The organism is Brenneria populi (assembly GCF_036016195.1).
GTDB classification, from domain to species: domain Bacteria; phylum Pseudomonadota; class Gammaproteobacteria; order Enterobacterales; family Enterobacteriaceae; genus Brenneria; species Brenneria populi.
In genome coordinates this window covers 468244-494501 of the sequence record NZ_JAYWTM010000006.1, presented here as the reverse complement: position 1 = coordinate 494501, position 26258 = coordinate 468244, and the positions used below count along the sequence as shown (strand labels likewise).

The 26258-nt window shown below is 52.3% G+C and carries 25 protein-coding genes; 8 read left to right on the top strand and 17 right to left on the bottom strand.

Going from position 1 to position 26258, the window contains the following annotated elements:
- Positions 1–64 precede the first annotated feature (64 nt).
- The 3 genes from VSX58_RS09810 to VSX58_RS09800 form a co-directional block, all read right to left on the bottom strand.
- Positions 65–1432: an NCS2 family permease gene (locus VSX58_RS09810; protein ID WP_327617881.1), complete on the bottom strand. Its 1368-nt coding sequence runs from the start codon at positions 1430–1432 to the stop codon at positions 65–67.
- A gap of 306 nt (positions 1433–1738) precedes the next feature.
- Complete coding sequence (lpxP, locus tag VSX58_RS09805; RefSeq protein WP_327617880.1) at positions 1739–2662, bottom strand: kdo(2)-lipid IV(A) palmitoleoyltransferase; 924 nt, start codon at positions 2660–2662, stop codon at positions 1739–1741.
- 717 nt (positions 2663–3379) lie between these two features.
- Positions 3380–3808 (bottom strand): TOBE domain-containing protein, encoded by a 429-nt coding sequence (locus VSX58_RS09800; protein ID WP_327617908.1) that lies wholly within the window; start codon positions 3806–3808, stop codon positions 3380–3382.
- Positions 3809–4410: 602 nt separating this feature from the next.
- Between VSX58_RS09800 and VSX58_RS09795 the strand changes: the two genes are divergently transcribed.
- The 3 genes from VSX58_RS09795 (at position 4411) to pfkB (ending at position 7669) form a co-directional block, all read left to right on the top strand.
- The gene (locus VSX58_RS09795; RefSeq protein WP_327617879.1) at positions 4411–5139 is read left to right on the top strand and encodes an EAL domain-containing protein; all 729 of its coding nucleotides are present in this window, start codon (positions 4411–4413) and stop codon (positions 5137–5139) included.
- A gap of 594 nt (positions 5140–5733) precedes the next feature.
- A complete protein-coding gene (locus VSX58_RS09790; RefSeq protein ID WP_327617878.1) occupies positions 5734–6438 on the top strand; it encodes an EAL domain-containing protein in 705 nt (234 codons plus the stop codon).
- A gap of 283 nt (positions 6439–6721) precedes the next feature.
- Complete coding sequence (gene pfkB, locus VSX58_RS09785) at positions 6722–7669, top strand: 6-phosphofructokinase II (protein WP_327617877.1); 948 nt, start codon at positions 6722–6724, stop codon at positions 7667–7669.
- 110 nt (positions 7670–7779) lie between these two features.
- Here the strand turns inward: pfkB and VSX58_RS09780 are convergent, their stop codons facing one another.
- Together VSX58_RS09780 and cbpA are read right to left on the bottom strand one after the other, a co-directional pair.
- Positions 7780–8082 carry a chaperone modulator CbpM gene (locus VSX58_RS09780; RefSeq protein ID WP_327617875.1) on the bottom strand — a complete coding sequence of 101 codons (303 nt, stop codon included), beginning with the start codon at positions 8080–8082 and terminating at the stop codon, positions 7780–7782.
- A 5-nt stretch (positions 8083–8087) separates the two neighbouring features.
- Entirely contained in the window at positions 8088–9023 is a 936-nt protein-coding gene (cbpA, locus tag VSX58_RS09775) for a curved DNA-binding protein (RefSeq protein ID WP_327617874.1), read from the bottom strand.
- Between the two features lie 436 nt (positions 9024–9459).
- Between cbpA and VSX58_RS09770 the strand changes: the two genes are divergently transcribed.
- Together VSX58_RS09770 and yghX are read left to right on the top strand one after the other, a co-directional pair.
- On the top strand, positions 9460–11091 hold the full coding sequence (locus VSX58_RS09770) for a Na/Pi cotransporter family protein (RefSeq protein ID WP_327614078.1): 1632 nt from the start codon (positions 9460–9462) through the stop codon (positions 11089–11091).
- Positions 11092–11259: 168 nt separating this feature from the next.
- Positions 11260–12147: a YghX family hydrolase gene (gene yghX, locus VSX58_RS09765; RefSeq protein ID WP_327617873.1), complete on the top strand. Its 888-nt coding sequence runs from the start codon at positions 11260–11262 to the stop codon at positions 12145–12147.
- An 87-nt stretch (positions 12148–12234) separates the two neighbouring features.
- On the opposite strand, the gene VSX58_RS09760 is transcribed toward yghX, so the two are convergent.
- The 3 genes from VSX58_RS09760 to VSX58_RS09750 form a co-directional block, all read right to left on the bottom strand.
- Positions 12235–14427: a TonB-dependent siderophore receptor gene (locus VSX58_RS09760; RefSeq protein ID WP_327617872.1), complete on the bottom strand. Its 2193-nt coding sequence runs from the start codon at positions 14425–14427 to the stop codon at positions 12235–12237.
- A 626-nt stretch (positions 14428–15053) separates the two neighbouring features.
- On the bottom strand, positions 15054–15377 hold the full coding sequence (locus VSX58_RS09755) for a Dabb family protein (protein WP_327617871.1): 324 nt from the start codon (positions 15375–15377) through the stop codon (positions 15054–15056).
- Between the two features lie 329 nt (positions 15378–15706).
- Complete coding sequence (locus VSX58_RS09750; protein WP_327614083.1) at positions 15707–16006, bottom strand: metalloregulator ArsR/SmtB family transcription factor; 300 nt, start codon at positions 16004–16006, stop codon at positions 15707–15709.
- A 274-nt stretch (positions 16007–16280) separates the two neighbouring features.
- Between VSX58_RS09750 and VSX58_RS09745 the strand changes: the two genes are divergently transcribed.
- Both VSX58_RS09745 and VSX58_RS09740 read left to right on the top strand, forming a co-directional pair.
- The gene (locus VSX58_RS09745) at positions 16281–16715 is read left to right on the top strand and encodes a YeeE/YedE family protein (RefSeq protein WP_327617870.1); all 435 of its coding nucleotides are present in this window, start codon (positions 16281–16283) and stop codon (positions 16713–16715) included.
- Positions 16715–17134: a DUF6691 family protein gene (locus VSX58_RS09740; protein ID WP_327614085.1), complete on the top strand. Its 420-nt coding sequence runs from the start codon at positions 16715–16717 to the stop codon at positions 17132–17134. The genes VSX58_RS09745 and VSX58_RS09740 overlap by 1 nt, the downstream gene beginning before the upstream one ends.
- A gap of 51 nt (positions 17135–17185) precedes the next feature.
- On the opposite strand, the gene VSX58_RS09735 is transcribed toward VSX58_RS09740, so the two are convergent.
- On the bottom strand, positions 17186–17521 hold the full coding sequence (locus tag VSX58_RS09735; protein WP_327617869.1) for an ASCH domain-containing protein: 336 nt from the start codon (positions 17519–17521) through the stop codon (positions 17186–17188).
- Positions 17522–17817: 296 nt separating this feature from the next.
- Here VSX58_RS09735 and VSX58_RS09730 point away from each other — a divergent pair, with 296 nt between their 5' ends.
- A complete protein-coding gene (locus VSX58_RS09730; RefSeq protein ID WP_327617868.1) occupies positions 17818–18357 on the top strand; it encodes a DUF2058 domain-containing protein in 540 nt (179 codons plus the stop codon).
- A 1012-nt stretch (positions 18358–19369) separates the two neighbouring features.
- Here VSX58_RS09730 and VSX58_RS09725 read toward each other — a convergent pair.
- From VSX58_RS09725 to VSX58_RS09690, 8 genes are all read right to left on the bottom strand, one after another.
- The gene (locus VSX58_RS09725; protein ID WP_327617867.1) at positions 19370–20149 is read right to left on the bottom strand and encodes an MAE_28990/MAE_18760 family HEPN-like nuclease; all 780 of its coding nucleotides are present in this window, start codon (positions 20147–20149) and stop codon (positions 19370–19372) included.
- A gap of 5 nt (positions 20150–20154) precedes the next feature.
- Positions 20155–21318 carry a DUF262 domain-containing protein gene (locus VSX58_RS09720; protein ID WP_327617866.1) on the bottom strand — a complete coding sequence of 388 codons (1164 nt, stop codon included), beginning with the start codon at positions 21316–21318 and terminating at the stop codon, positions 20155–20157.
- Positions 21319–21897: 579 nt separating this feature from the next.
- A complete protein-coding gene (locus tag VSX58_RS09715) occupies positions 21898–22239 on the bottom strand; it encodes an ogr/Delta-like zinc finger family protein (RefSeq protein ID WP_327617864.1) in 342 nt (113 codons plus the stop codon).
- 307 nt (positions 22240–22546) lie between these two features.
- Positions 22547–25231, bottom strand: a complete 2685-nt coding sequence (locus VSX58_RS09710; protein WP_327617862.1) for a DUF927 domain-containing protein — start codon at positions 25229–25231, stop codon at positions 22547–22549.
- Positions 25228–25638 (bottom strand): hypothetical protein, encoded by a 411-nt coding sequence (locus VSX58_RS09705; protein WP_327617861.1) that lies wholly within the window; start codon positions 25636–25638, stop codon positions 25228–25230. Before VSX58_RS09705 ends, VSX58_RS09710 begins: the two co-directional genes overlap by 4 nt.
- The gene (locus VSX58_RS09700; protein WP_327617860.1) at positions 25625–25861 is read right to left on the bottom strand and encodes a hypothetical protein; all 237 of its coding nucleotides are present in this window, start codon (positions 25859–25861) and stop codon (positions 25625–25627) included. Before VSX58_RS09700 ends, VSX58_RS09705 begins: the two co-directional genes overlap by 14 nt.
- Positions 25854–26036: a hypothetical protein gene (locus VSX58_RS09695; RefSeq protein WP_327617907.1), complete on the bottom strand. Its 183-nt coding sequence runs from the start codon at positions 26034–26036 to the stop codon at positions 25854–25856. Before VSX58_RS09695 ends, VSX58_RS09700 begins: the two co-directional genes overlap by 8 nt.
- Positions 26029–26226 carry a host cell division inhibitor Icd-like protein gene (locus tag VSX58_RS09690; RefSeq protein WP_327617906.1) on the bottom strand — a complete coding sequence of 66 codons (198 nt, stop codon included), beginning with the start codon at positions 26224–26226 and terminating at the stop codon, positions 26029–26031. Before VSX58_RS09690 ends, VSX58_RS09695 begins: the two co-directional genes overlap by 8 nt.
- Between the last annotated feature and the right edge of the window lie 32 nt (positions 26227–26258).

Below are 26258 nucleotides of genomic sequence, written 5' to 3'. Positions count from 1 at the left end.
CCGTCGGTCGAATCGAGAGATTCAGGGCGACCACGGGGGGCGATGCCCCCCGCATCCGAGACGGTTAGAGCGCCCAGCCGCCGGCGTAAAACACCACCAGCGCGATGGCGATCAGCACGGTGCCGATATTCAGTTTACGCCATTCGCCGGAGAAGATACGGCCCAGCACCAGCGAGCCGAAACCCAGCATAATGCCGGTCACGATATTGCAGGTCAGCACGATAAACACGGCGCAAACCAGACCCGACATCGCATCGACGAAATCGTCGAAATCCAGTTTGGTCACATTGCCCAGCATCAGCAAACCGACATACATCAGCGCCGGCGCCGTCGCATATCCGGGAACCAGATAAGACAACGGGGACAAGAACAGGATCAGCAGAAACAGCACGCCGACCACGGTGGCGGTCAAACCGGTTTTACCGCCGGCAGCCGTGCCCGCGGCGGATTCGATATAGACCGCCGCCGGCGATGTCCCGACCAGGCTGGATAAAATGCTGCTGACGGAGTCGGAGGTCAGCGCCTTACCGCCATTAACGATTTGTCCGTCTTTATCCAGCAGATTAGCCTGACCGGCGACCGCGCGGATCGTACCGGTCGCATCAAATACCGCCGTCATCACCAGCGCCAAAACGCTGGGCAACACCACCGGCTGCAAGGCGCCCATGATATCCAGGCTGAAAATCAGAGAAGCGCCGTCTTCGCCGCTCAGGCTCGGCCAGGCGAACCAGCCCTGATATTTAACATTCGGATCGAAGATCAGCCCGAGAATGGAAATGGCGATAATCACCAACAAAATGCCGCCCGGCACGCGGCGTCTTTCCAGCCCGATAGTGGCCGCCAACCCCAGCAGCGCCATAACAACCGGGAAAGACGTGAAGTTGCCCAGCGCCACCGGTAGCCCATCAAGCGGATTTTTAATCACCAGGCCAATGCCGTTGGCGGCGATAATCAACAAAAACAGACCGATGCCGATCCCGGTGCCATGAGCGACCCCAAGCGGAAGATTGCGCAGGATCCAGGAACGGATGCCGGTGGCGGAAATGACGGTGAACAGAACCCCCATCAGGAAAATCGCGCCCAGCGCGACCGGGATACTAATCTGCTGGCCCAATACCAGACTGAATGCCGTAAAAGCGGTCAGAGAAATCGCACAGCCGATAGCCATCGGCAGATTCGCCCACAGCCCCATCAGCAATGAACCCAATCCGGCGACCAGACAGGTTGCGACAAAGACGGCCGCCGGCGGAAAGCCCGCCTTCCCCAACATGCCGGGAACAACAATAACCGAGTAGACCATGGCCAGAAACGTGGTTAGCCCCGCCAAGATCTCCTGGCGCACGTTGCTGCCGCGCTGCGTGATTTTAAAAAAGGCATCAAGCGCGCCATGCGGGCGTACCGCACTATCAGCCTGACGAGTGGTGTTTGACATGGTGGTATCCCCTGAAATCTCGTTATTATTTAAGGTAAATCGTCGGCGGTTCCCCCGGCCTTGCGCCGGGTATGCGTCAATGCGATCAACACGCCATGAACCCTGAAACTACGTACGCAAACGATTACTTCGTTCGCTGCAAAAACGCAAAATTTCGCCAGGTTATTTGAAGCGAGTGATTATCCTGCTTCACCGGCGTGCATTTCAACTGCTAATCAAGACTATTTGCCGATAGCAAAAACGGCCGCCTGCCGGCAGCCATTGTTGTCGATGCGATGATTGGGAATTTAACGGGCCGGCCCGCATTCAGGCATATAGAGAGACCTCGCCGAGCGGGCGCGTTTTAAAGCGGCGATGCAGCCAAAGGTACTGCTCCGGCGCGCGCATGATCTCTTTTTCCACCACTTTATTCATGTAACAGGCGGCTTCATGCTCGTCGCGGTACGGATAATCCTGTAATTCAGGCTGAATCACCAGCTTATACCCGAAAGCGCGGGGCTTGCGAATCAAGACGATGGTGATCATCGACGGTTTCGCCAAGCGCGCGATCGTAAAAGTGCCATTGGTGGTCGCCGCGTTTTTTACCGCAAAGAACGGCGCGAAAATACTCCCTTTCGGACCGTAATCCTGATCGGGAGCGAACCATACCGTCTCTCCGCGCTTCAGCGCATGAACCATACCGCGCAGATCCCTACGATCGATCATCGCCTTGTTGGAACGCGAGCGGCCCCAGGTTTGCACCAACTCCATGACTTTGTTGTTGTGGGGACGATACATGGCCATCATCGGCTGGCATAGCCCCATTGCCCTGCCGCCCAGCTCCAGCGACATAAAGTGAATGCCTATCGCCATCACCCCATGTCCTTTAGCGCACGCCTGGCGCAAATTCTCCAGTCCCGACACGTCAAACCAATAGCGAACGCGGCGATCCGACCAAAACCAGGCCATGCCCGTTTCCACCAGCGCCATTCCCAGCGAAGAGAAGTTATCGACGATCATCGTCTCTCGCTCTTCAACCGAAAGATGGGGAAAGCAGAGTTCAAGATTACGCCGGGCGATGGCCACTCTGCGTTTTAGAAAAAATCGGGAAAAACGCCCTGCTCCGCCGCCGATTCTCATCAGCAGCGGGTAAGGCAGTTGAACCAGAAGAAAGAGGATCCCCAGACCGAACCAAGTGAGCCAGTAGCGCGGATGGAGTAATGTTCTGGTAAATTTCTGTTTAATTTTCATGAGACTCGTCTGTAAGTGACCATAGCGCGCACCACATAAAGAATCGCCTGGCCGCGCCGTAACCACTGTGACACTACTTATCGTATATAGTTGCCATAGCGTATTAAATTCAATCTAACCGTCTTAAATCCCAAAGCTAAGGACAAGGATGGAAAGCGGGTCATGGAAGGGGTCATATGAAGTGAACGAGTCCGACCGGTCGGCGGCGATTGTGCCGGCGCATCATACCCGATTCGCCGCAGGGATAGGAACAGTGATGATGTAAATAATTCCCCCGGAAAAATATCCGGGAGCGAAATAATTCGAGCTGCGGGGCAAAACGCCAAAGCGTTTTTGAACAGCGCTTGCGCTGGCTCCTAGGGTGAACCCCAACGGAGTTCATCATTTCCCGCGAAAAGCCCGGGGTCGCGGGGGGCTGGCGCTGAGCCCCTGTGTCGGGCGCGTGCGGCGATAACCGCATGATTCAACAATGGTTAGTGCGCACGAAACCTTCGCCGCACTGACAGAAATTCTTCCCCAAATTTGTGGGAATTCCTCAGCCGAATAACGCGGCATTGCTGCGACAAATTCGTCAGGAACGAATTTGACCAGCCAAAGGCTGGCCTGCGGTGAGAGACAGGGTGTCTCTCATTAATCCCAGGAGCTTACAGCAGTAAGTGACTGGGGCGAGTAACAAAGCCAACGCACAGGCAGCTTGAAGTATGGCGGGTATAACCGTTATTTATGCGTCGCCAGAATAATACTGGAAGCCTTAATCAGCGCAATAACGTCGCTCCCATCCGCTATCGCCATTTCGTCAAGACTTTCATTGGTGACGCTCGATGTCAGAGTTAAACCATTGCTGGTTTCAATATGGACCATCGAATTAACGGCGCCTTTTACGATATTTTTTACTTTCCCCGCGAGCTGATTGCGGGCGGAAAAATTCAGACCACTGTCTAATGAAGCAATAATAACCCAAGGCGCTTTCACTAATGCAATCGCCTTTTTACCAGGAGCCAAATCGAGAGACGTACTACTTGCCTTGGTAATCACGGTTGTCAGCAAATCGCCGCTGTCCAGTTTCAGGACAACTTCATTGTTAACCGCGCCCTCCACAATGGAAGAGACGACGCCGGCTAGTTGATTCCTCGCAGAAACTGACATACTCACCTCGCTAATATCCAGGTTAATTGAAATATTTCTGGTCTGAATAACGTACAACACTTCGCTCATTTTACGCAATCATGCCCGCGGCAATCTGACTGCGAACCATCGGCCAAATAATGGCGATACCGCACGACGCCCAAATGAGATAACGAAAAGCAGGATGGAAAATCACCAATAATCCCGTCATCACGCCGGCTTGCGATCGACGCGCCGCGCGGCGGTTATTATATAAAAATCGATAATCGATAGATTGTATTCAGTATTAGAACCGCGTAACCGTATAAGAAATAGCCGAAAGTGCTACAGACAGTGGGTGATTCAGCTTGCAAAAAATTGAATGTTACTGAATATGAATGGTAACGAAAAATTATGTCTGCGCCAGAAAAAAAACCGCCCGCGAGTAACCAAGCTTGTTTGCGGGCATTGGCATAAAACATTCTTATTCAAATAATTCGTTCGTTTTCCTTAAATTTCCAATAATCTTTTTTTTCCATCTCTATCAAAGGATTGGCCTATCAAACAACCATAATCGATCGAAAAATCAATCAGTTTTATAGGTAAATATATTTATATTGATCAGTTTTATAGATCGATCAATAATGTTCAAAACATCGCCAACCCAGGGAATCGTGATGACTGTCGATTCAATCTCGTGCGCTAAGAGGCATTATGTTATAGAGCCCATTTACAGCTGCCAGAATCAGGTATTCGCGATGGAGCTGCTTACCCGATTTAACGATGAGGGGCCATGCTCGGAAAAACGTATTCAGCAAATGAGCCGCGCTGAAAAACAGGCATTGCTGCTGGATCAGCTGGAATCCATTACGCAGAAACAGCGTTATTTTATTGAAAACAATATATCTCTATCGATAAATATCGACTTTACCATGGCGATATTTTTATCCCAGGATAGGAACGTCAGGAATTTAATGGACAAATTACCCTTTATTTGTCTGGAGATAAGCGAAAATTTCCCGAATCTTAATGACGGGAAACGCAACCCATTGCTTGCAACGCTCTATGAGCGTTATCCGCTTTGGTTAGAAGGATTCGGCAGCGGAAATTCCAACATTTATGCCGTCAGTCAATCAACCTTTCACTATGTCAAGCTGGATAAGATTTTCTACTGGGAGATGATAAAAGATCGGAAAGTTTATACTTTATCGGTACTGGTGGAGAATATAAAAAAATACTGCTACGGCATCATTATTGAAGGAGTACAGACGCACTCAGAATATTATCTTTTAAAAAACTGCGGCATAAAAGGAATACAAGGATATATCTACCCAACCTATACACTAGACACATTACCGATATTAAAAAGATGAATGAATTAATCATGTTATCAGTATTGGTTCTAATCGTTGCCTATGCATTCATAAGACACTATATAAATAGTGTACAGAATAAATTAATTACAAAAAGAAAATTAAAAAAGAATAAAAAGGCAAATACAGAATAGAAGATAATTCTTACCCTGTTATTTTAATAACAGAACCCAACCCATACCTATCAGATCTAAAAAGTTCTGACCTCTAAATACACCTAAAAAACAGGCGTACATCTTTCGGCATGCAAATGTCATTAAAGCACAATAATTAGTCAGCTAATTGTTTATAAAAGAAAATACATTAGCAAGATAATCATAGGAAAGTGTCGTGGTAAATGGCCGAACGTGACAGTATAATGGAAAGAAATTTGTTTCCGCTAATTATATATTGATAAATAATGCTTTCTTACGCACGATCCGCGCTCTGCGATCGCAAGAAAACCCGGCGCTCTTTCGCAACGCTATCACGGCCCTACCTATCAAAATAACTTAATCGATCGGTAAGCTAATAATTTTAATCAATTAATATTGATATATTGATCAGTTTTACTGATCGATCAATAATATGCTATTAACTCTGGATCTGGAAACTATGCCGATGGTAGATTCAATACTAGATATAGATGATAGGAGGCACTATGTTGCCAAACCTATCTATAATTTCCAGCAACAGATGTTTGCTGTAGAACTACTGGCAAGATATAAAAACAGGGGACTGAGCTCAACCAAACACGCTCAACAGATGAGTCCCGCGGAAAAACAAACCTTACTAATAGATAAGCTGGAATGCATTTCGGCAAAACGGTCTTACTTCATTGATAACAACGTGCTGGTAACGATAAACATCGATTTTGTCATGGCCGTATTCCTACTGCAGAACCGGTACGCCCGCGATTTGCTTGACAACCTGCCGTTCATCCATTTGAAAATAAATGAGATATTCCCGAATCTCAATGACGGGAAACGCAACCCGCTTCTTGCAAAGCTTTATGAACGCTACCCGCTGTGGCTGGATGATATGGGCAAGGGAGACGCCAATCTCTATGCCGTAAGCCAATCTATCTTCAGCTATATTAAATTAGATAAGAACTTCTATTATGAAATGATGAGAAAAAAGGAAAGCTATATACTCTTATCATTAATCGGAAATATAAAGAAATTCTGTAATGGCGTGATCATTGAAGGCGTGCAGGATTACTCAGAACATGAGTATTTAAAACGCTGCGGGGTAGATGGCATACAGGGGCAGCTTTATCCGACATATCGGCTTGACAAGTTACCCTTACTGTCCGAATAGCCATATCGATATTATTTCCGATAGCCGTTTACGCAAAAACTGATTTAATCACGGCGGGGAAATATTGCGCCGACGCTAATCACGCAGTTTAAAATCGCATCCCCGTCATACGCCGTGGTTGAATAAATCTATACTCTACATAGTTCGAGTTGCAGGACAAAACGCTATTGTTTTGCGCGCCGCTTGCAGCGGCCCCGCAGGGCGAGCACCATGGATGGAGCGAGTCACAGCAGCCAACGTGCCTGCTGCTTGAAGTATAAAGGGTATAAATGGAGGATATCTAATGCCCCAGATTTTTACGCTAACCCTCGCCCCGTCCCTGGACTGCGCGACAACCACTCCCAAAATCTACCCGGAAGGAAAACTGCGCTGCACCTCGCCGGTATTTGAACCCGGCGGCGGCGGAATTAACGTTGCCCGCGCCATTGTTCATCTGGGGGGCAAAGCCTGCGCCATTTTCCCTATCGGCGGCCCCACGGGCGAGCATCTGGCGGAACTGCTCGAACAGGAGGGCGTTGAGACAGAAACGCTGCGCGCGCAGGACTGGACACGGCAAAACCTGCACGTCCATGCGGACAACAGCGGCGAGCAGTTCCGTTTTGTCATGCCCGGAGCCAAATTGAGCGACGGCGAATTCGAGCAGTTGGTCGAACGGGTAGTGAAAATTCCCGCCGGCTCGCTATTGGTTATCAGCGGCAGCCTGCCGCCGGGATGCGATGTCGGCCAATTAACGCGTTTGGTGCAGCAGGCCCAGGCCAATAAGCTGAGCTGCATTGTCGATAGCTCCGGCGCCGCGTTGGCTGGCTGCCTGAAACAGGGCGGGCTGGCGCTGGTGAAGCCTAACCACAACGAGCTAGCCGCGCTGGTCGGCCGCCCGCTGGAAAACCCCAATGATGTCTACGACGCCGCATCTGAACTGATACGTAAAGGCGCGGCTGAACGGGTCGTGGTTTCACTGGGGCCGCAGGGCGCTCTGGCTATCGATCGCCAGGGGTGTATACAGGCGGTACCGCCGCCGGTGAAAAAAATGAGCACCGTGGGGGCCGGCGACAGCATGGTCGGCGCGATGACGTTAAAGCTGGCGGCCGGATCCGGGCTGGATGAGATGGTGCGCTACGGCGTCGCCGCAGGGACGGCGGCGACCCTGAACCAGGGTACGCGCCTCTGTTCGCAAACAGATACGCAGCGCCTGTATGACTATATCTGCCGGAACAAGGCGTTAAGCGCGTAGGCAGATTCGATGCGCGGCCCCGTCGCTGGCAAACCACGGCACCGCCGGCCGCGGTTCGCAACCCGGTGGGCATATCGGGGGTGGGCAATACGCTTTCCCCCTTTGATGCTTTATGAGCTCATCAAAAAGCGCCCCAGCTGTCTGCGCAGCTGAGTATTCTCTTTCTTAAGCTCATCAATCTTATCCAGCAACGTCAGCGTCATCGCCGTGCCGGACCAGTCCAAATCCAGCTCGGCCTGTAGCCTCTGGGCGCGCCGGAGATAGCTCAGCGCATGATAATCAAAGACCCAGACCGGCTGCTCCGGCTCCAGAGGAACGATGACGCCCAGTCCGACCACCTCGACAAGTTCGTCCTGAGAAATATTCACTGACTGACACAGCTCCAGCATCGTAAACGTCATTTCTTCAGTCATTTTATTTACTCCCATCCGTCCCGCGGATTAAACGCGGCCTGCTCGGCCAGCTGTTTCCACAGCGCGCTGGCTTTTTCATCCGGTTTCGGAGGCATCACCACTTTCAGGATGGCATACATATCGCCCGCCCCTTTCTTCTTGCTGACCAGCCCCTTTCCTTTAACCCGCAGCCGCCTGCCGCTCTGGCTGCCGGGCGGGATCGTCAAGGCAATCTTGCCGGTCAGGGTCGGCACTTCGATCGTCGCCCCTAACGCCGCTTCCCAGGGTGCCAACGGCACCACGACATGCAAGTCATGACCATCAATATCAAACAGAGGATGCGGCGCGATGCGGATAATCAGGAACAGATCGCCGTTCGCGGCGCCGCCGGATCCGGCGCTCCCCTGCCCTTTCAGACGGATACGTTCGCCATCGCCCACGCCCGCCGGAATTTTTACATTCAGCGTTTTAGTCGTTTCTGCGGTTTGGCGGCCGAACTCATCGTAAACCGGCAGATGGAAAGAGATCGGCCGGGTTTGTTCGGTTAAGGTCTCTTCTAAAAACAGCGGCACCTCCATCTCGAAATCCCGTCCGCGGGCGCCGTGGGACGCATGGCCGGAGGCGCCGCGACGACCAAAAATGGATTCAAAGAAATCGGAGAAATCGCCGGGATTGCCTTGCGCGCTATGCCAGGTTTGCCCCTGGCCGCCGTAGTTCGGCGCGGATTCTGAAAAACGCGGATCGTTGCGGTGCTGGCGCAACTCATCGTACTCGGCGCGACGTTCGCTGTCTTTCAGCACCTCATACGCCTCGGCGACTTCCTTGAATTTGCTCTCTGCATCCGGTTCGGTGCTGACATCGGGGTGATATTTACGCGCCAGCCTGCGGTAGGCCGTTTTGATCGTTTTCAGATCGGCGGATGGGTCTACTTCCAACGCAGCATAGTAATCTTTAAACTCCATGCGGTAATACCTTAAATTCAATAGGTTATGCGATAGAAATCATCTGTTCTCTTGGATAGGCCACTCATTGTCTTTCATCCATTTTATCGATCATACACCTTTGATAACGCAGCGACATCTCTTAAAAAAGTAGACGACGAAATGGTCTTTTGCGGAAAATAAAGGAAAATAACGCCCTGCCTGAGAGCTAATGCCGTTCACTTAAGCCGGTTTTTAGGGGAAACACCGGGGGAGATTCCCGTAGGGACGCCTCACCCCTGTGGTCGCCCCGTGTATCTCGATGCTTAAACGATCGGCATTACTGCCTGAGAGCAGGATAATTAGCCGAATTCGCCACGGGCGGCATTCCTGTCCTACAGTTAGATAAGATGATTTCGCGCGCATTTCGCTGACGGCACGCCAGCCCAGCCAGCGATACTCAAGGAGCCTTGAACCGTTGTTGACTCTATTTAACCTGCTTTCCGCCGTCGCGCTGCTGGTATGGGGCACTCACATTGTGCGAACCGGCATTATGCGTGTATACGGCGCCGAGCTGCGCCGCGTGCTGAGCCGTAGCGTGGAAAAAAAACCGCTGGCCTTTATCGCCGGAATTGGGGTTACCGCGCTGGTGCAGAGCAGTAACGCCACCACCCTGTTGGTTACCTCGTTTGTGGCGCAAAATTTGGTCGGCCTGGCGCCGGCGCTGGTCATCATTCTCGGCGCCGACGTCGGTACGGCCTTCATGGCGCGACTGCTCACCTTTGACCTCTCCTGGCTTTCGCCGCTGTTCATCTTTTTCGGCGTGGTATTTTTCCTGAGCAGCAAACAGTCGCGAACCGGGCAGCTTGGCCGCGTCGGCATCGGGTTGGGTCTAATTCTGCTGGCGCTGCATCTGATTGTGGAGGCGGCGACGCCGATAACCCAGGCTTCCGGCGTGCGGGTTATTTTTTCTTCTCTGACCGGCGATATCATGCTGGATGCGTTGATTGGCGCGGTGTTCGCCATCATCAGCTATTCAAGTCTGGCGGCGGTGCTGCTTACCGCGACGCTGACCGCCACCGGCATGATTTCGTTTCAGGTCGCGCTCTGTCTGACGATCGGCGCCAATCTCGGCAGCGGTCTGCTGGCGATACTCAATAACAGCGCCTCGAACGCCGCCGGCAAGCGGGTCGCGCTCGGCAGCCTGTTGTTTAAATTCATCGGCTGCGTGCTGGTGCTGCCGTTCGTGCATCCGCTGGCGGAATGGCTTGATAAGCTGCCGATGAGCGATGAAGAACTGGTCATTTTCTTCCATGTTTTCTACAACCTGATCCGCTGCCTTGCCATGATGCCCTTTGCCGGACCGATGGCCAAACTTTGCAAGCGGCTGATCGCCGACGAGGCGGAAAACGATCGGCGGCTAAAACCCAAACATTTGGATACCAGCGCGCTGGATACCCCGGCGCTGGCGCTGGCCAACGCCGCGCGGGAAACGCTGCGCATGGGGGATGTCCTGGAACAGATGCTGAGCGCATTCAACAAAGTGATTCATGGCATGCCGCGCGAAGCGCGCGAAATCCGCAAACTGGATGACGACGTTGACGTGCTGTATACCGCCATCAAACTCTATTTAGCCCAAATGCCGAAGGAAGACTTGCCGGAGGAGGATTCGCGCCGCTGGGCGGAAACCATAGAAATGGCGCTGAACCTTGAGCAGGCCGGCGATATCGTCGAACGCATCGGCGGCGACGTGGCGGATAAGTCGCTGGCGGCCCGGCGCGCCTTTTCTCCCGAAGGGCTCAAAGAGCTGGAAACTTTATATGAACTGCTGCTGAATAACCTGCGCCTGGGGCTATCCGTGTTTTTATCGCGCGATATCACCAGCGCCAAGCGGCTGCGCCGCGCCAAGCACCGTTTCAACCTGACCAACCGCCGTTTTTCCCATACCCATGTCGACCGCCTGCACCAGCAAAATGTACAAAGCATCGAAACCAGTTCGCTGCATTTAGGTTTATTGGGCGATATGAAACGCATGAACTCGCTGTTCTGCGCGGTGGCCTACAGCGTACTGGAACGGCCCGACGACGACAGGGAAAAGGAGAAGGAGTAGCGGCGCCGGCGCCCGTAATGTAATTCATTGTAAAATGACGCCGGGCGTAAAGTTCGCGGGGCTCCCCACGCTAGCCCCTATAAATAACCCGTGCTATCTTTCTAGCTAGATTACTTACAGGCTACCTACCATTAACTTTTCATTAACTCAAGTGTAGAGGATCGGGTTATGGCACGTATGACTGCAAAAGATTTCTCGCCGGAATTGCTTGAGCTGTACGATTACTACGCGCACGGCAAGATCACCAAACGCGAATTCGTCTCTATGGCGGCAAAGTTCGCCATCGGCGGAATGACCGGTATGACGCTGCTCAGCTTGATGAGCCCCAATTACGCGCTGGCGCAGCAGGTTGAATTTACCGATCCCGCGATTATTCCCGAATATATCAATTACTCTTCGCCTTCCGGTCATGGCGAGGTTCGGGGATACCTGGTACGCCCCGCCGCGGCGCAAGGCAAGGTGCCGGCGGTGGTAGTGGTGCATGAGAACCGCGGCTTGAACCCTTATATCGAAGACGTGGCTCGTCGGCTCGCCAAAGCCGGTTTCATCGCCCTGGCGCCCGATGGGCTGAGCTCGGTGGGCGGCTATCCCGGCAATGACGATCGGGGCCGCGAGCTGCAACAGCAGGTTGATCCGACCAAACTGATGAATGATTTTTTTGCCGCGATCGACTTTATGATGCGCCATCCCGCCGCCACCGGTAAGGTGGGCATCACCGGTTTCTGTTACGGCGGCGGCGTATCAAACGCGGCGGCGGTCGCGTTTCCCGATCTGGCGGCCGCCGTCCCCTTCTACGGACGCCAGGCCAATCCGGAAGATGTCGCCAAGATCAAAGCGCCGCTGCTGCTGCACTACGCAGAGCTGGACACCCGCATCAACGAAGGCTGGCCGGCCTATGAAAAGGCATTGAAGGCGGAAGGAAAAATCTATGAAGCCCATATCTATCCCGGCGTGAATCACGGTTTTCATAACGATTCGACGCCGCGCTACGATAAAGCCGCCGCCGATCTGGCCTGGGCGCGCACCCTCACCTGGTTCAACCGCTATCTGGCGTGACGTTCAATGCGGGCGCGTTGCCGCATGCGCCAATAGCGACTGCCGTGCCCGGGTCGCCCCGGGCAGACAGGGATTGCAGCCCCGCGATCAGAAGGTGTAATTCAGACTGGCGTGATAAGCGCGCCCCGGTTCGTTATAGGTCGATGCGCCGTCGTTTTCACGATAGATGCGCTTATCCAGCAGGTTGCTGATGCCCGCGTTGACGCGCACATTTTTCGTGATGTTGTAATTGACATCGAATCCCACCAGGGAGTAGGCGCCGATCTCCTGGTTGGACATGCCGCTGCTGTTCTCAAGACGGGTTTCCGCATTCTGGCGCGGCTTCTGGCGGCCGTACAGCGTCCAAGCCACGTTGGCGGAGAAATCCTCCGTCACCCGCCAGTCCAGCATGGTGTTGATGGTGTACTTGGGAATGACGGACAGCGGGTTGCCGGTCTCCTTGTTTTTCGAGCTGTACATATAGGTGGCGTTGGTGCGCCAGTTCAGCGCGTCGCGCACCACCGGCACCACCAGGTTGGCTTCCAGCCCGTGCACCAGCGCCTTGCCGCCGTTTTCCCACTGATAGACATTGCGGCCGGAGGCGGTCGTCCCCCGGGACTCGGTGCCGGAGACGATCTTGTTCCGATAGTCGTTGCGGAAATAGGTGATGCCGGCGTCATACCCCTCATGGGTGAACTCCAGTCCGATCTCTTTGTTCACGCTGACTTCCGGATCCAGCTCGTCGTTACCGACCAGATAGCAAGAGACGGTGGTGCCGATCGGGCAACCGTTGCCATTGCTGGTCAGCAGGTAGCCTTCGCTGGATTGATACAAATTGGGCGCTTTGAATACCCGGGCGATCCCTGCTTTCAGCTTAAACTTATCGCCCAAATCCTGAGAGACGTTCAGACTCGGGCTCCAGTTGGCGCCGAACTGGTCGTGGTAGTCGAGGCGCAGTCCGGGAATGATGCTGGTGCCCGGCGCGGCCTCAATATTATCCTCGAAATAGAGCGCGCTCAGGGTGGCGCTGTTTTTGCTGCTGCGTCCGTTCGGACTTCCCGATATGCCGCCGATAGTCCCGTCGGTGCCGGAGGCGTCATAGCCGGTGGCGGCCGGATCGTCAAGCTCCTCGCGGTTCCATTCGGCGCCGACGGTCGCGGTCTGCTCCGCCAGCCAGTAGAACGGCACGTTGGCTTCCAGGCTCCCCCGGTAGCTATCCAGCCGGCTGGTATTGTACTGGGTGCTATTAAGCGCGCCTTCCGTACGCCCGGCATAGCCTTCGCCCAGCCGGGTGTTATTCGTCTTCTCATAATAGAGGCCGGCGCGCGTCTGGCCCCAATCCCAGATGCCGTTATGGGTGAGGCCGTAGCTCTGCCGGTACATCCGATTGGTTTCCTGGCCGTACATGCCATCCACGATGCTTACCTGATTTGCGGGAAGGCTAGCGTGGTTGCTGTTCTGAACATCTCCGGCATAGATATTGCCCTGGCGGCTGTAGCCGTATTCAAAGTCCAGTATCTGCTGGGGGTTAATCTTCCACGACAGCAGCGTATTGATATCTTTATTACGTACCCCTTCACGCCCGGCGGCGGTGGTATCGGCGACGGAGCGGTTGATGTCATAAGCGTCGGCGTCGGTGCGATTGATATTGCCGTACAGGCGCATGGTCAGCACGTCGGCGATCAGCGGCCCGTTCAGGCTGAAGTTGACGCGGCGGGTATCGCCCTCTTTACTCTCTTCCGGCTGATTGGTGTACAAGGAGAAAGAACCGTGCCAGTCGTTGGTGGGACGTTTGGTAATAATATTCACCACCCCGCCCGCCGCGCCGGAACCGTAGCGCGCCGCCGCCGGGCCGCGCAGCACTTCGATACGTTCCACCATTTCCACCGGCACCCAGTTGGTATCGCCGCGGGTATCGCGTTCGCCGCGCCAGCCGTAGCGCACGGCGTTACGCGAAGTGACCGGTTTGCCGTCGATCAGAATCAGGGTATTTTCCGGCCCCATGCCGCGAATATCGATCTGCCGGTTATTACCGCGCTGGCCGGTAGAGCTGTTGCCGGTCAGATTGACGCCGGGCATTTTTCGGATAATGTCCGACAGGTCGTTAACCGGCGGCGCTTTCTCAATATCTTCTTGGGTAATAATGGAGACACCCGGCTGCTGCTTTAACGCTTCCTCCGCGGTTGCCTGAACCACCATGACATCGTCTTTGCCTTCCTCCGCCGCGTAGGCATGGCTGCCCAGGATCCCCGCCAACAGCACGGCCAATGGTCGTTTAATGTAATTAATTATTACAATCATTGAAGTTATCCCCATTTATTGTATGCAATTGCAAATAAAAGATTATGATAATAATTATTATTATCATTGTATATGCATACTAAAAATCCTCACATTTTCTCCATAATGTGAAAAATCGCGGGAATAAAAGCGGGGGTTTGGAATAGCGAACTACCGTACAAAAGATTAAATAATATTAAAAAACAACAAATTAATATAAATCCTTTCCGGGTGTGCCGATATATGCCGCAGACGGCGATTTGGGAAGATTCATCAGGGCTATCGCCGAAATACCCCTGATAAAGCGCGATTTAATATTATTAACTGGTTACCTTTTACTTTGCGCCGTTACTTTCGCTCGGATGCGTTCGTCGGTTCCCGGACGTTTCCTCTATTCGAACAAATCAGGCCGGCAACGATAGCGGCAATACCGAGAGCATGGGAAACGTGCAGCCGTTCCCCCAGAAACAGCGCCGACAGCACAACAGCGGCGGCGATGTCAGCGTTGACCAGGAAAGCAAGGAAAATGAAGAAGCGGAACGCGCCATTATAATCCCCTCTCCGATCGGATGAATCAGGATACCTAAACGACTACCCGATAACACTGGCGATAGACAAACCCCTTCTTACCGCCGCGGCCCGGACGACTATCCCTGCATACGCTGATTATCCGGCAGCAGCGTATAATCCAGCACGATGATATCGTTCAATATCGGTCTGAAGATGGTTTTCAGCTCATCGTGCTTAGGATGCGGCAAATAGCGCTGGCGCGCCTGCTCGTCGCGAAAAGTCATCATCACGCAGTGCGTGAAGCCGCCGTTCTTCCCTTCCGGGCTATCGTTGCATCCCCACTCAACGGCCTGCACGCCCTCGACGTTCTCAGTCATGCGCAGAAATGCCGCTCTTACCGCTTCAATTTCTGAGGCGGAGGCTGTATCAGTGAAAGCGATCAACAATATGTGACGTATCATGCGGAACTCCAATCGTTATTTTCTAATTTCAGCAAGTAAAACCGAACGGCGTATCAAACCGTTCGCCGATCCAGACCGTACCGGCCGGGTTATTGGCCGCGGGCATCGCATCCTGCGCCATCAGCCCGGCTAGATGATGTCATTCGCGCTTCATGGATGACGCTCTCCGCGGTCCTATCGGCGGACGCCATCCAAGAGCGTTCATTTAATAAAATGCAAAAATATTAATTGTTATGTTAAACAATCAATCGATCTCTTTTCGTTATACACGGCAATGGCCGGCGATAATATGGCTATGGGCGAGATAGCCTTCTCCGACCGCGATAGCATCAGGAGCGGGGGCAATAGAGCAGATAGAGCGTACTGAGCAGATGTAAAATCTTCGGGTCTTTGACCGTATAAAAAATGCGTTTTCCGTCACGGCGGGTATCCACAAGACGCTCAGCGCGCAGCACGCCCAGATGCTGAGAAAGATTGGGCTGCTGAATGTCCAAAAGCGCCTCCAACTCGCCAACGGAGTGCTCTCCCTGGCTAAGTTGGCACAGCAGCATCAGACGATCGGGGTGGCTCAACGAACGCAGCACCGCGGCAGTTTCGGACGCAGCCTGACGCATCTGAGCAATATCCATGAAATCCCCTTTGGCTAAGTTGTGCGGCAGATAGTATAGCTAATCGGCAAAGATTTCTGAACCACTCCCGTTACGGCGAAAATGCGCCGTCTCCGGGCGCCGGCGGCTCCCTCTAATAAAGACGATAAAATCGCTTCTCTGCGTCCCCCTCAGAGTGATAATATTTAAATTCATATATTGTTATCGAACTATCGTCTCGACCAGCGCCGTAAATATTATCCGCGCGGCTGCCGTTCAGAGCAACCTGATACGCTGACGCCAAGGAGCACAAAAGATGATCGATTGGAGCAACTTCACGCCGCTACCCTCCCTGGCCGGCGGAGCGTTGATCGGCCTCGGTGCGGCGGCGCTGCTGCTGCTTAATGGCCGAGTCGCCGGGATCAGCGGAATATTGGGCGCAATATGGCGCCGGCCGGACGACGGGCTATCATGGCGGCTGTGCTTTTTAGCCGGCTTAATAGCCGCGCCGCTGCCGCTCTCTTTATTGGGAAAGCTGGCGCAAAGCAGCATTGAAACCTCCTGGCCCGTGCTGATGCTCGGCGGCGTCCTGGTCGGCTTCGGTACGCGTCTTGGCTCTGGCTGCACCAGCGGCCACGGCGTCTGCGGTCTGTCCCGGCGCTCACCGCGTTCGCTGATCGCTACCGTCACATTTATGGCGACCGGGGCATTCACCGTATACCTTACGCGCCATCTATTGGGGAACGGCTGATGAAAAATATATCGGCGCTACTATGCGGCCTGACGTTCGGTTGCGGCCTATTGCTTTCCGGTATGACGGAACCTGAAAAGGTGCTGGGTTTTCTTGATATCGCCGGACGCTGGGACCCATCCTTATCCCTGGTTATGCTCGCAGCGGTCGGCATGGCGATTCCCGCCTACGCGCTGGCCCGCCGGCGTTCGAAAACGCTGCTTGGCGAATCCTTCCATATCCCCGCCGCCACGGCTATCGACGGTCGTCTGCTGGCGGGCGCGGCTCTATTCGGCGTTGGCTGGGGGCTGGCGGGAATCTGCCCCGGTCCGGCCTTGGTGTTGCTCGGCAGCGGGTCGGCCAAAGGCGCGCTATTCACTCTCAGCATGCTGGGAGGAATGGTCTTATTTGATTACTATGCAGCGAGATACAGAAAATAATCCGCTGATGCGAGGCGCTCGATATTTAGGGACGCGCGCCGCCGCCCCCCGTCAGACCTGATAAATCTTCCTTGCGGCTCTTACCGGAAACGGTTCCGCTATTTTCTTCACGCTTTTAATCTCCCAGGCCAGCCATCCCGGTTCATAGCTTGACGCGCAGGCCGCGTCGATATCATCAACGGTAAAAGCGCGAATATCGCCGATAGTGATAATTGCAACGGCCAACCCTAAATCCTCATCTCCGTCGTTCATAAGAAATTTATGATTTTCCACAATCAGAAGCTCTTCATTTTCCGCGAGGTCAGGACGCCAACGACGTATCTCCAACGTTTTTTGTCCGCAGGCAATCTTTGAACCCGCTGGATACACGATTGATAACGCTTTCATTTGGTCTCCATTAATTAATGAGGGCCAGGCTTATTTTTCCATTGCGTTAAACGTCAGACGCGGAGCTAAGGCAATCCGGCCACGCGGATGAACTCTCCATCTGATATCGCGCCTGGTCAACGCCACGCCGTATGACGAGAATATACACGCCGGCTGCCAGCAGCGGAATTATTGTGCCGAATACTGAAAGCCGGCCACGCCGCCCCCGACAGACAGCGATCGGGTTCTGCGCCTGGCGCCGCCGCAAAAATTACAGGTATAATCCCACAAATTATTCAACGATCTTGGAAACGAAGATGACAAAACTCACCTTACAAGAGCAGATGCTAAAAGCTGGATTAGTGACCAGCAAAAAAATGGCCAAGGTCCAAAGAACGGCTAAAAAATCACGAGTTCAGGCCCGTGAGGCCAGAGCGGCGGTGGAAGAAAATAAAAAAGCGCAGCTTGAGCGTGATAAACAGCTAAGCGAACAGCAAAAACAAGCGGCTTTATCTAAAGAGTATAAGGCGCAGGTGAAGCAGCTCATTGAAATGAACAGAATCGACATTTCGAAAGGCGATATTGGCTTTAACTTTACGGATAATAACTTAATTAAAAAAATAGTTGTGGATAAGCTTACTCAAGCTCAGCTGATTAGCGGTCGCCTTGCCATTGCCCGTTTGCTTGTTGATAACGGCGGCGAGAGCGAATACGCAATTATCCCCGCGAGCGTAGCCGATAAAATTGCGCAGCGGGATGCAAGCAGTATTGTATTAAATCATACGCTGAGCCAGGAAGAGCATGATGAAGAAGATCCGTATGCCGACTTTAAAGTGCCCGACGATTTGATGTGGTAATTAACGTTGTGCAAATGCCTATATATGAAAAGCCTCTCAGGGCTTTTCATTAAGATTTTCCCTTCAGCCAGTTTATGGAAAAACACACCGTTATTCCCCCCTTTGCGCTGAGGAATCCCCAGAAAATAATTAAACGTTATTTAATGAATTATTATAAATAACAGTATGTTGTTTTTCCCTTCGCGTAAAAATCGCGCTGAGGTGGGTGGGACCGGCGGGTGAGCGGCAGGACGCCGCGAAAACCAGTGCCGCGTCGGACAAAAACGTCTGGAACGTTTTTGCACAGCGCTTGCGCTGGCCCGTTAGGGCGAGTCTCAGGGATGAGACGAGTATTCCGTCACTGGCGGCCCGAACGGCGGCCACGCACGCCGAAGGCATCGCATAGCGACGACACCATTTTGCAACGCAAAATGGAACAACGCTTGCGTTGGCCCCTAGGGTGAACCCCAACGGGGTTCATCATTTTCCGCGAAAAGCCCGGGGTCTCGGGGGGCTGGCGTTGAGCCCCCGTGTCGGGCGCGTGCGGCGATAACCGCATGATTCGACAATGGTTAGTGCGCACGAAACCTTCGCCGCACTGACAGAAACTCTTCCACCAAATTTGTGGGGATCCCCCAGCCCTTTGCGGCCAGCCCGACCGGACTGCGTTTTTTGGCTTCCCAGCTTTTATCGTATTGGCCGGCTCCCCCATTGCCTGGTTCACCACGCCGCTGAGGCGCTAAGCACGCTCCCCGCTGTAAGCGCAATCGATGAACGCGACACGCGGGTTAAAACACTCTGCGAAACCCTGTGGCAATCTAAGGAGTGTTGGAATGGCGCAGTGCTGGAGATATGCAGAGAAGAGAACTTGGAAGTGAAGGGAGTAGAATATGAAACATAACACAATGTAATTAATGGAATTTTGTTATTTATAATCTATATTCTACTCACATTTCTATACACATTGATGTCAGGTAGTTCTAAAGCGATGGATATCGTTTAGTTCACATAATATCAGTAGGTTAAATAATAGCTAAGTTGTTAACTCAGATATTTTAGCTTCTAATTTTGCCACCAAACTATTACATAAACGTATAATAATATTAGTAGTATTATATAGCTCATTATATGTCACGACTTCGAAACCTTCTCCATGTGCTATTCTATTTCTCTTCTTTAAGAGCTCATCTATTTCATTCAAATAACCAACTCTTCTTCTTTTCTTCTTTGGAGCCCATTTTCTTTCAATCTCCTCAAGTATTGACAACTCTTTTGAAGAATCTTCTCCAACTGCAACCTTGACAGTTGACTTTATTTTTTCAGTCAATTGAGAATCATAGTTATACATGGAACTAAAAGAATAATCCTCCATTGTAATTACATCTAATATATTTGGCATATCAAATGCTTCAAAAATCCTTTCGATCGTATCAACGGTTGGATTTGCATTAGTAGCTGATAACTTTTCACTATCTAAACTTACTGATTTACCAGAAGCAAGACCGTTAATTAACTCATCAAACTTATTGACATTTTTCTTCTTAAATTTCTCGAGGCAATATACAGAGTGCTCAGACAGAGTTATTAATGGAAGATCTTTGGCTGCGATGCTAGAATCATTAATAGTTTCAACAAACTCCTTACACATTTCACGAACAAAACCCTCAAAATAGCCACATAAAAGAACTAAACCAGATCGCGTTATGGCATTGGCTTTTATGACATCCCCTCCCAGCCTACTATCACTCTCCGCAAGGCGTGAAAGAAGCTTTATCTCTTCAAATCTGTCAAGATATATTTGAGTACAATCCATGATAGCTAGCCTAACAATTCTTTTGTTAATACTGTACTTCTACGAATAGCTTTACTTTTATTTGAAGTACCCTGGAATAAGCTATTCCAATAGTCATCTTTCATAAATGTTGAAAATGTTTTTTCTCTAAGCCCTTCCGTAATACCGTGTTCAAATGCTCGTGAAAAGGCAACCATCTGTGATTCGTAAATAGCACCATTAATTAGATTTCTATAAAAACCATTTGGTTCTGGATTTTCTCTCACCTTGGGTTTTCTAAAAGCGATCCCCACACCCAATGTTTCGTAAATTAAATCGACAGTCCCTTTAAAATTCTCCTCAATATAATCCAGCCTAGTAGATGATATTTCTCTGTTATCTTCCATATGCAAATTCAAATATTCAGAATAATTATCAGAATAATCAGATTCGTTAGTCAATTCTTTATAGGCTAAAAATCTCAAAACAAGTTCGACACCCTTCATCGATTTCTCATCACTTTCTGGAAGGGTGATCAAATCCTTAAACTTTTGATATTCAGAAAGTTTTTTTATTAACTTATTATAACTCCCTCGATAAACACAGTTCCTTACTTCCTGATCTGTTAACTCAGCACTACCTGTATTTAACCGTTCAAAAACTTCAAACTTAAGCGCTTCATCTGAATCGTTCAGCACTACAATACAACGAATTGGACGTTTAGAAATAGTGGATTTTTGTTGTCTATCTATTTCCTTATAACTCTTCCCATTTATTTCAGGAAGAATTTTCAATCCTTGAAGGATTAGAGGGCTTAATTCAGCATCAGGAAAAATCTCGTTTAATTCTTCAGCTTTTAAAAATCGAAAAAGAGAAGTCAACCTCTGTTGCCCGTCAATAACGCTAAAAGTACCATCATTTTCTTCAGCCAAGTAAATAACTGGAACAGGAATATTAAGAGATATCGACTCGATAAACCTGGAAGCTTTTAAGTCATCCCATTGATACTTCCTCTGATAATCAGGCTCAAGGACTAAATCTTCTTCAATGATCATATCCATGAGTGTTCTTACTGCATAATCATAGGGCTGTATAACTACTTTTCTCTCTTTGATATGTTCATAAGGCTCTTGTCCCTGCTCAATATCGTCAACTACAGATTGATGTTCACCAACAACATCATCACGAATTTCTGCTGTTTCTTCCATCATAGCTACCTTGTTTTTTCACGAAAATAATTAAATAGAGAAATATTACACAGAGTCAACAAAATCATCCTGTAATCATAAGTAGTTCAAATATACATTCAGTTACAGCGACATGTTACTACGTTACATCTAGTCAGATATATCTTCAATGCTCTTTCAAAAAATACCCTTCAATTATATAGACAATAGAAATAATACACAAAGTGACAAAATCGGCACTACACCGCACCCGCCTGCGAGTTTCGGATCATAAAAATTTTTCAGTTTTCTTTTTCTACAAACCAACCCGCTAGCCCGCGCCGTGGCTGGGCTGGTGCGTTCCGGTGCCAACTGAAATCATTGAAACAAATTTCAGCTTTTTTCAGTTTTGCCGTTTTTCGTCAATTCTACAATCGGCAAAAAATCACGCTATCTCTTTGAATTTAAATACACAATGCGATTTTGCGTGGTGTAATGAAAAAAATCAGGCGGGAAAGACAGTGCGCCGCCGCTCCGGCAATCCCTTGCCGGATGGGGCTTACAGACGAGTAGTGATGTTGGAATAACTGAAAAATGAGAACGGCCAATGCGGCGTTATGCGCTTTATTTTTCCCCGATTTTACACCGCACCACAACCAGGGAATTTTCCGGCTCGTCCACGTTTTCGGCCTTTTTGTCGTCCTCCTGCGCCTGCCTCAGCATGTCGATCATCTCCTTGCGCTTATCCGGCGCGATACCGTCTATCACGCTCTTAATCACATGCCCGTGGGTTTTCGCGCTGGGGCTAAGCGTATGTGAGAACGTCATATTCATCACAAAGGTATGCCCGCATTCCACATCGGTACAGGCGCAGTAAATATCGGAAATATGCGGGTGCTTTCGATGGGTTTTCTTCACCCTGGCCACCGTGCCGCATTCCGGGCAGTAAACACGCATTATCCTCATGTCGTTCACTCCTTCCATTCTGTTAACCCCGCCCGCCAGGAATAAAGCCTTAACGGACGGCCATTTTTATTGTCTATCTCTTCTCTGCGCGTGGATACGGCGGATACAATGGATACTGTGTTGATATTAAATGACTTTTCCCGTATCCACTGCGTTTTGACCACTGGATACAGTGGATACAGCCCTTAGTTTGTATCCACTGTATCCATAGCCTTTAATGTGTGGATACAACGCCAGCCCTTGCCATTCCTGCTTGTATCCTTTGTATCCTCTGTATCCACGTAAAAATAAGATACGTGCGAGAGAATTAACCCAATACGCTGCTGTTAAACTGGTATACCCACTTAGCCCCTATTTCTGGCAGGCGGACGTAACGCTGTGTGCGCCCTCCTCCTTCGACGACATCCAGATAGCCCGCCCTGACGCAAAGCTGCGCCACTTTCTTGGCGTCGAACCCTTTGCAGATTTCTTTCCAGCCTGACGACAGCACGTAAAACGTGGTTACCGCATCCTCGGTGTTATGGCCTTTGGCCACTTGCCGGAAGCCCACCATGTTGGCCGGACGGCTGTATTCGTTGTGCCAGTCGGCAAAGCGGCTGAACTGGTTACGGGTGATAAAGTCTTTCACCTGCTCCAGCGCGGCGGCTTCCTCCTGATTGGCCACATGGCCGCGATCGACCATCCACGCATCCAGGCAGACTTTTGCCGCCCGTAGCGCTTCCCCGGCAGGCCAGCCGGTTATCCCCGCTTCGGTGGCCAGTTCGCCCGCCATTGCCACCAGCGCAAAGCGCGTCACCGCCCGCCCCACCTGGTTGCCCGCCTCCGCAGGGGTTAACTCGCGGGTGTAGGTTTTCAGCAGCGCTTTGGCTTTCGCCGTCATACCGGATAAATCCGCCGTTAGGTGGCGCAACCACTCACGGAACGCCGCGCCGTGGTATTCCGTCACCGCCTGCTCTAAATGTTCGGCCAGCGTCTTACCGCCCGAAAAACCGTGAAGCTCTTCAAACACGCCGTACTTGCCCGAATCGCTGGGGATTTGCACCATGCGAACTTCCACCCCGGCATAGGTGCGTTCCCCGGCATTGGCGGCATGTTCAACCAGCGACAGTTCCCCGGTGGAGAGAAACAGCAGACACCAGCGGTTCGTTTCCCTTACGCTGCCGTCCGTTCTGGCTCTGGCCTTGCCCTGGCCGTTGGCCAGCATATAGGCGATATTCCCGGCTTCCCGTCCGTCTACCTCGCGGATTTCATCAAGCATCAGCGTGGCATCATTGCGGCGGCTGGCCGTGCCTTCCAGCGCGTTGCCGGTTGACCGCCAGGTGTGCCAGAAATCCGCGCCGCCGCACACTGACGCCGCCACCTTCATGGTGGTGGTCTTACCGTCCGTCGATTCCCCTTTCAGGTGGTAGCCGCCTCCGCCTACGCCGACCAGCTTTAGCAACGGCGCGGCAAAGGCCAGGCTAACGGCAAACGCCACGCGGGCATTACCCACGCAATACCGCGCCACCTGGTCGCGCCAGTCGGCCAGGGTGCCGGCAGTGCGAAAATCCCGCCCCTGAACGCTGGACGTTTGCAGAATCACCGATTCCGCCCCCTCGCCTATCACTTCATCCTGGAGCACGTACACCGAGCCGTGCCAGCCGGTTTTACTGACGCACGTCACCTTGCGGTCTGGCTTGCACAGAGAAAGGTATTCCATCAAGTGCGCCCGCGCCTGGCCGTTGGTGTTGATGTACGACAGGCCGTTAACCAACAGTACCCGGCGCAACTCTTCCCCGCTGCCGCCTAATAGCTCCATCGGCATCGCCCATTTGCGGCTTACGCCGTTGGTGTCCTCCCATTCCAGCAAGCGGCCGTAGTTGCTGCCGTCCATATCGCAGGTGATAGCCGTCACCCGTACCGGGCTGCACAGCTTGATATTGCGGATTTCCGTATCGCCGTCCGACTTGTTCACCAGCTTGTCAAACCACAGGTATTCTTTGGTCAGCCGGAAGCCTTGCGGCAGACGGGTTTTGCCCTTGCCAAACAAAATCATTTCCTCACGCAACGCCTCTTTGGTGCGCTCCTGGCCATGCTCCTGCCTGAAATCATCCCAATCCGCTTTATGGCGCGTCGGCGGCAGCGATACCCAGCCATCCACCGCTTTGGCCGCTTTCTCCGCCCACTGCTTCCCGGTGTTTTCCTTGCCGTCGTCAAAGTCGTTATCCCCGGCTATCACCAGCCGCACATCCGGCCAGCGCTGACGGAACGCCTGCGCCACATTCGGCAAGTTACTGGCGGCAACAGCCGCCACCGTGACGCCCTCAGTCAATACGGCCACCGTCAGCGCGGTAGCGTAGCCCTCGGTGATAGTGACCTGCTCCGGCACATCCAGCGGTAGCGGTTGCAGGGTGATAAAGCTGCCCGCCAGGGTGGAATGGGCCAGCAGCCGTTTATCCCCCAACGGGCTGATTAACTGCGCCCCGGTCACCTGACCGTCAATATCGGTTAGAGGCAACAGCAGCGAACCGGCAGGGAACGCCACGCCGCCGCTGTGCTTCTCCTGGCTAATCAGCGGCAAGCCGTGCCCCGTTAAGCCTTTGTTGGTCAGATAGGCGCTTTCACCTATCTCGCAAGTTGCCCGCAGTTTGCGATAGGTGGCGTTGAACTGGCGGCGCTTTTCGGCTTCGTCGGCTTCTTTCCTGGCGGGCGGGGTTGTCGGGTGTTGCACTTCCGGTAAGCCCAGCACGGACGCCACCGCATCGGCGGCGGTTTTGTTGTCGTCACCGCTGACCAGTTGCACCAAATCCAGCCCGTCGCCGTTGCCGCACTGCGAACAAAACCATGTCCCGCGCCCGTTCTTATCATCGAAACGGAAACGGTCGGTGCCGCCGCATTTCGGGCAGGCGCCGTGCCTGCCGTTGGCCGGAACCGTAATCCCCAACGCCGGTAATATCTGCACCCAGCGGTTGCTTGCCGCCTTCACCGTCTCGGAGAGTTTTTGTCGGCTCATTGCACCTTTCCTCCCGCCGTCAGCGTTTCCACCACGGCACCGGGCGGCAATTCGCCATCCGTCGCGCCGTTGGCAATCTCCGCGTATACCGCCGACAAACAGCGGTAGCCATACGCCGACAGGCGCACCGCCTCACGCATAAAGTCCGGTTCGAGCATTTCATACAGCGCCTGTGCCGCCATCGGTTGCCCCATCGCACAGCCGAACTGGTCGATATAGGGCGCTTCAATATGGCGAATGATGTTAATCGCCACCTTGTCGGTGGTCAGCGGAATACGGCTACCGTTCAGCATATAAACCGCCTGGCCGTGTTGGGCGGTCATCGCCTCAATAAAGGCGCTGGCGATGTAATGGCGCAGCAGCGCCATTTTGAAAGCCGGTGAGGTCGGCGTGTTAATTGCGCTCATGGCGTTCCCCTCCGGCAAAGAATGCGCTGGTTTCTACCGCGCCATTGAGCTGGTCACGAACACATTCAAAAATGGCGGCAAGGCCGTCCGAATTAAGCGGCTTATTGGGGTGATCGGCATGGTGGCGTAACAGGTCAGCCATACACTCGGCGGCCTCTAAGGCTCGGTGTATACGTTCTTCGCCGTTCTGCGTGTAGCCGCAAGGGAAAAGGGAATTAGTCATGGTCGCCCCCCGCTACCGGCTGGTGAAAAGCGCGGTGTAAGTTGTCCAGCCGCTCCCATAGAACAAAGGTCAGAATTTCTTTGGCCTGGGGCTGTTCCAGTTCAACCAGCGCATACGCCAGCGCCCGGCATTGATCGATGATTTCTTCCAGATCCAGCGGCGTGTTATCAAACATGACGCGCCCCCTCAACCGGCAGACGGCCAGCAAAAGCAAGCACATAGTCACGCGCCAGCAGACGGCGGGCACTGCGTTCATTCGGGGCAATAACGGTTTCACGGTGCGGAACGGCGTGAACATCAGCACGGCGCACGGCAAGAAATAAAAAGACAAATTCAGGGTGAGTTTGGGTAGGGGTAGCAACCATAGCGGTAGCCTCCGATAACAAATGAATTTGCT

Bases quoted from the DNA above. Each gene is read 5' to 3' on its own strand.
- VSX58_RS09810 (WP_327617881.1), bottom strand. From the start codon at position 1,432: ATGTCAAACACCACTCGTCAGGCTGATAGTGCGGTACGCCCGCATGGC.
- lpxP (WP_327617880.1), bottom strand. From the start codon at position 2,662: ATGAAAATTAAACAGAAATTTACCAGAACATTACTCCATCCGCGCTAC.
- VSX58_RS09800 (WP_327617908.1), bottom strand. From the start codon at position 3,808: ATGTCAGTTTCTGCGAGGAATCAACTAGCCGGCGTCGTCTCTTCCATT.
- VSX58_RS09795 (WP_327617879.1), top strand. From the start codon at position 4,411: ATGTTCAAAACATCGCCAACCCAGGGAATCGTGATGACTGTCGATTCA.
- VSX58_RS09790 (WP_327617878.1), top strand. From the start codon at position 5,734: ATGCCGATGGTAGATTCAATACTAGATATAGATGATAGGAGGCACTAT.
- pfkB (WP_327617877.1), top strand. From the start codon at position 6,722: ATGCCCCAGATTTTTACGCTAACCCTCGCCCCGTCCCTGGACTGCGCG.
- VSX58_RS09780 (WP_327617875.1), bottom strand. From the start codon at position 8,082: ATGACTGAAGAAATGACGTTTACGATGCTGGAGCTGTGTCAGTCAGTG.
- cbpA (WP_327617874.1), bottom strand. From the start codon at position 9,023: ATGGAGTTTAAAGATTACTATGCTGCGTTGGAAGTAGACCCATCCGCC.
- yghX (WP_327617873.1), top strand. From the start codon at position 11,260: ATGGCACGTATGACTGCAAAAGATTTCTCGCCGGAATTGCTTGAGCTG.
- VSX58_RS09760 (WP_327617872.1), bottom strand. From the start codon at position 14,427: ATGATTGTAATAATTAATTACATTAAACGACCATTGGCCGTGCTGTTG.
- VSX58_RS09755 (WP_327617871.1), bottom strand. From the start codon at position 15,377: ATGATACGTCACATATTGTTGATCGCTTTCACTGATACAGCCTCCGCC.
- VSX58_RS09750 (WP_327614083.1), bottom strand. From the start codon at position 16,006: ATGGATATTGCTCAGATGCGTCAGGCTGCGTCCGAAACTGCCGCGGTG.
- VSX58_RS09745 (WP_327617870.1), top strand. From the start codon at position 16,281: ATGATCGATTGGAGCAACTTCACGCCGCTACCCTCCCTGGCCGGCGGA.
- VSX58_RS09740 (WP_327614085.1), top strand. From the start codon at position 16,715: ATGAAAAATATATCGGCGCTACTATGCGGCCTGACGTTCGGTTGCGGC.
- VSX58_RS09735 (WP_327617869.1), bottom strand. From the start codon at position 17,521: ATGAAAGCGTTATCAATCGTGTATCCAGCGGGTTCAAAGATTGCCTGC.
- VSX58_RS09730 (WP_327617868.1), top strand. From the start codon at position 17,818: ATGACAAAACTCACCTTACAAGAGCAGATGCTAAAAGCTGGATTAGTG.
- VSX58_RS09725 (WP_327617867.1), bottom strand. From the start codon at position 20,149: ATGGATTGTACTCAAATATATCTTGACAGATTTGAAGAGATAAAGCTT.
- VSX58_RS09720 (WP_327617866.1), bottom strand. From the start codon at position 21,318: ATGATGGAAGAAACAGCAGAAATTCGTGATGATGTTGTTGGTGAACAT.
- VSX58_RS09715 (WP_327617864.1), bottom strand. From the start codon at position 22,239: ATGAGGATAATGCGTGTTTACTGCCCGGAATGCGGCACGGTGGCCAGG.
- VSX58_RS09710 (WP_327617862.1), bottom strand. From the start codon at position 25,231: ATGAGCCGACAAAAACTCTCCGAGACGGTGAAGGCGGCAAGCAACCGC.
- VSX58_RS09705 (WP_327617861.1), bottom strand. From the start codon at position 25,638: ATGAGCGCAATTAACACGCCGACCTCACCGGCTTTCAAAATGGCGCTG.
- VSX58_RS09700 (WP_327617860.1), bottom strand. From the start codon at position 25,861: ATGACTAATTCCCTTTTCCCTTGCGGCTACACGCAGAACGGCGAAGAA.
- VSX58_RS09695 (WP_327617907.1), bottom strand. From the start codon at position 26,036: ATGTTTGATAACACGCCGCTGGATCTGGAAGAAATCATCGATCAATGC.
- VSX58_RS09690 (WP_327617906.1), bottom strand. From the start codon at position 26,226: ATGGTTGCTACCCCTACCCAAACTCACCCTGAATTTGTCTTTTTATTT.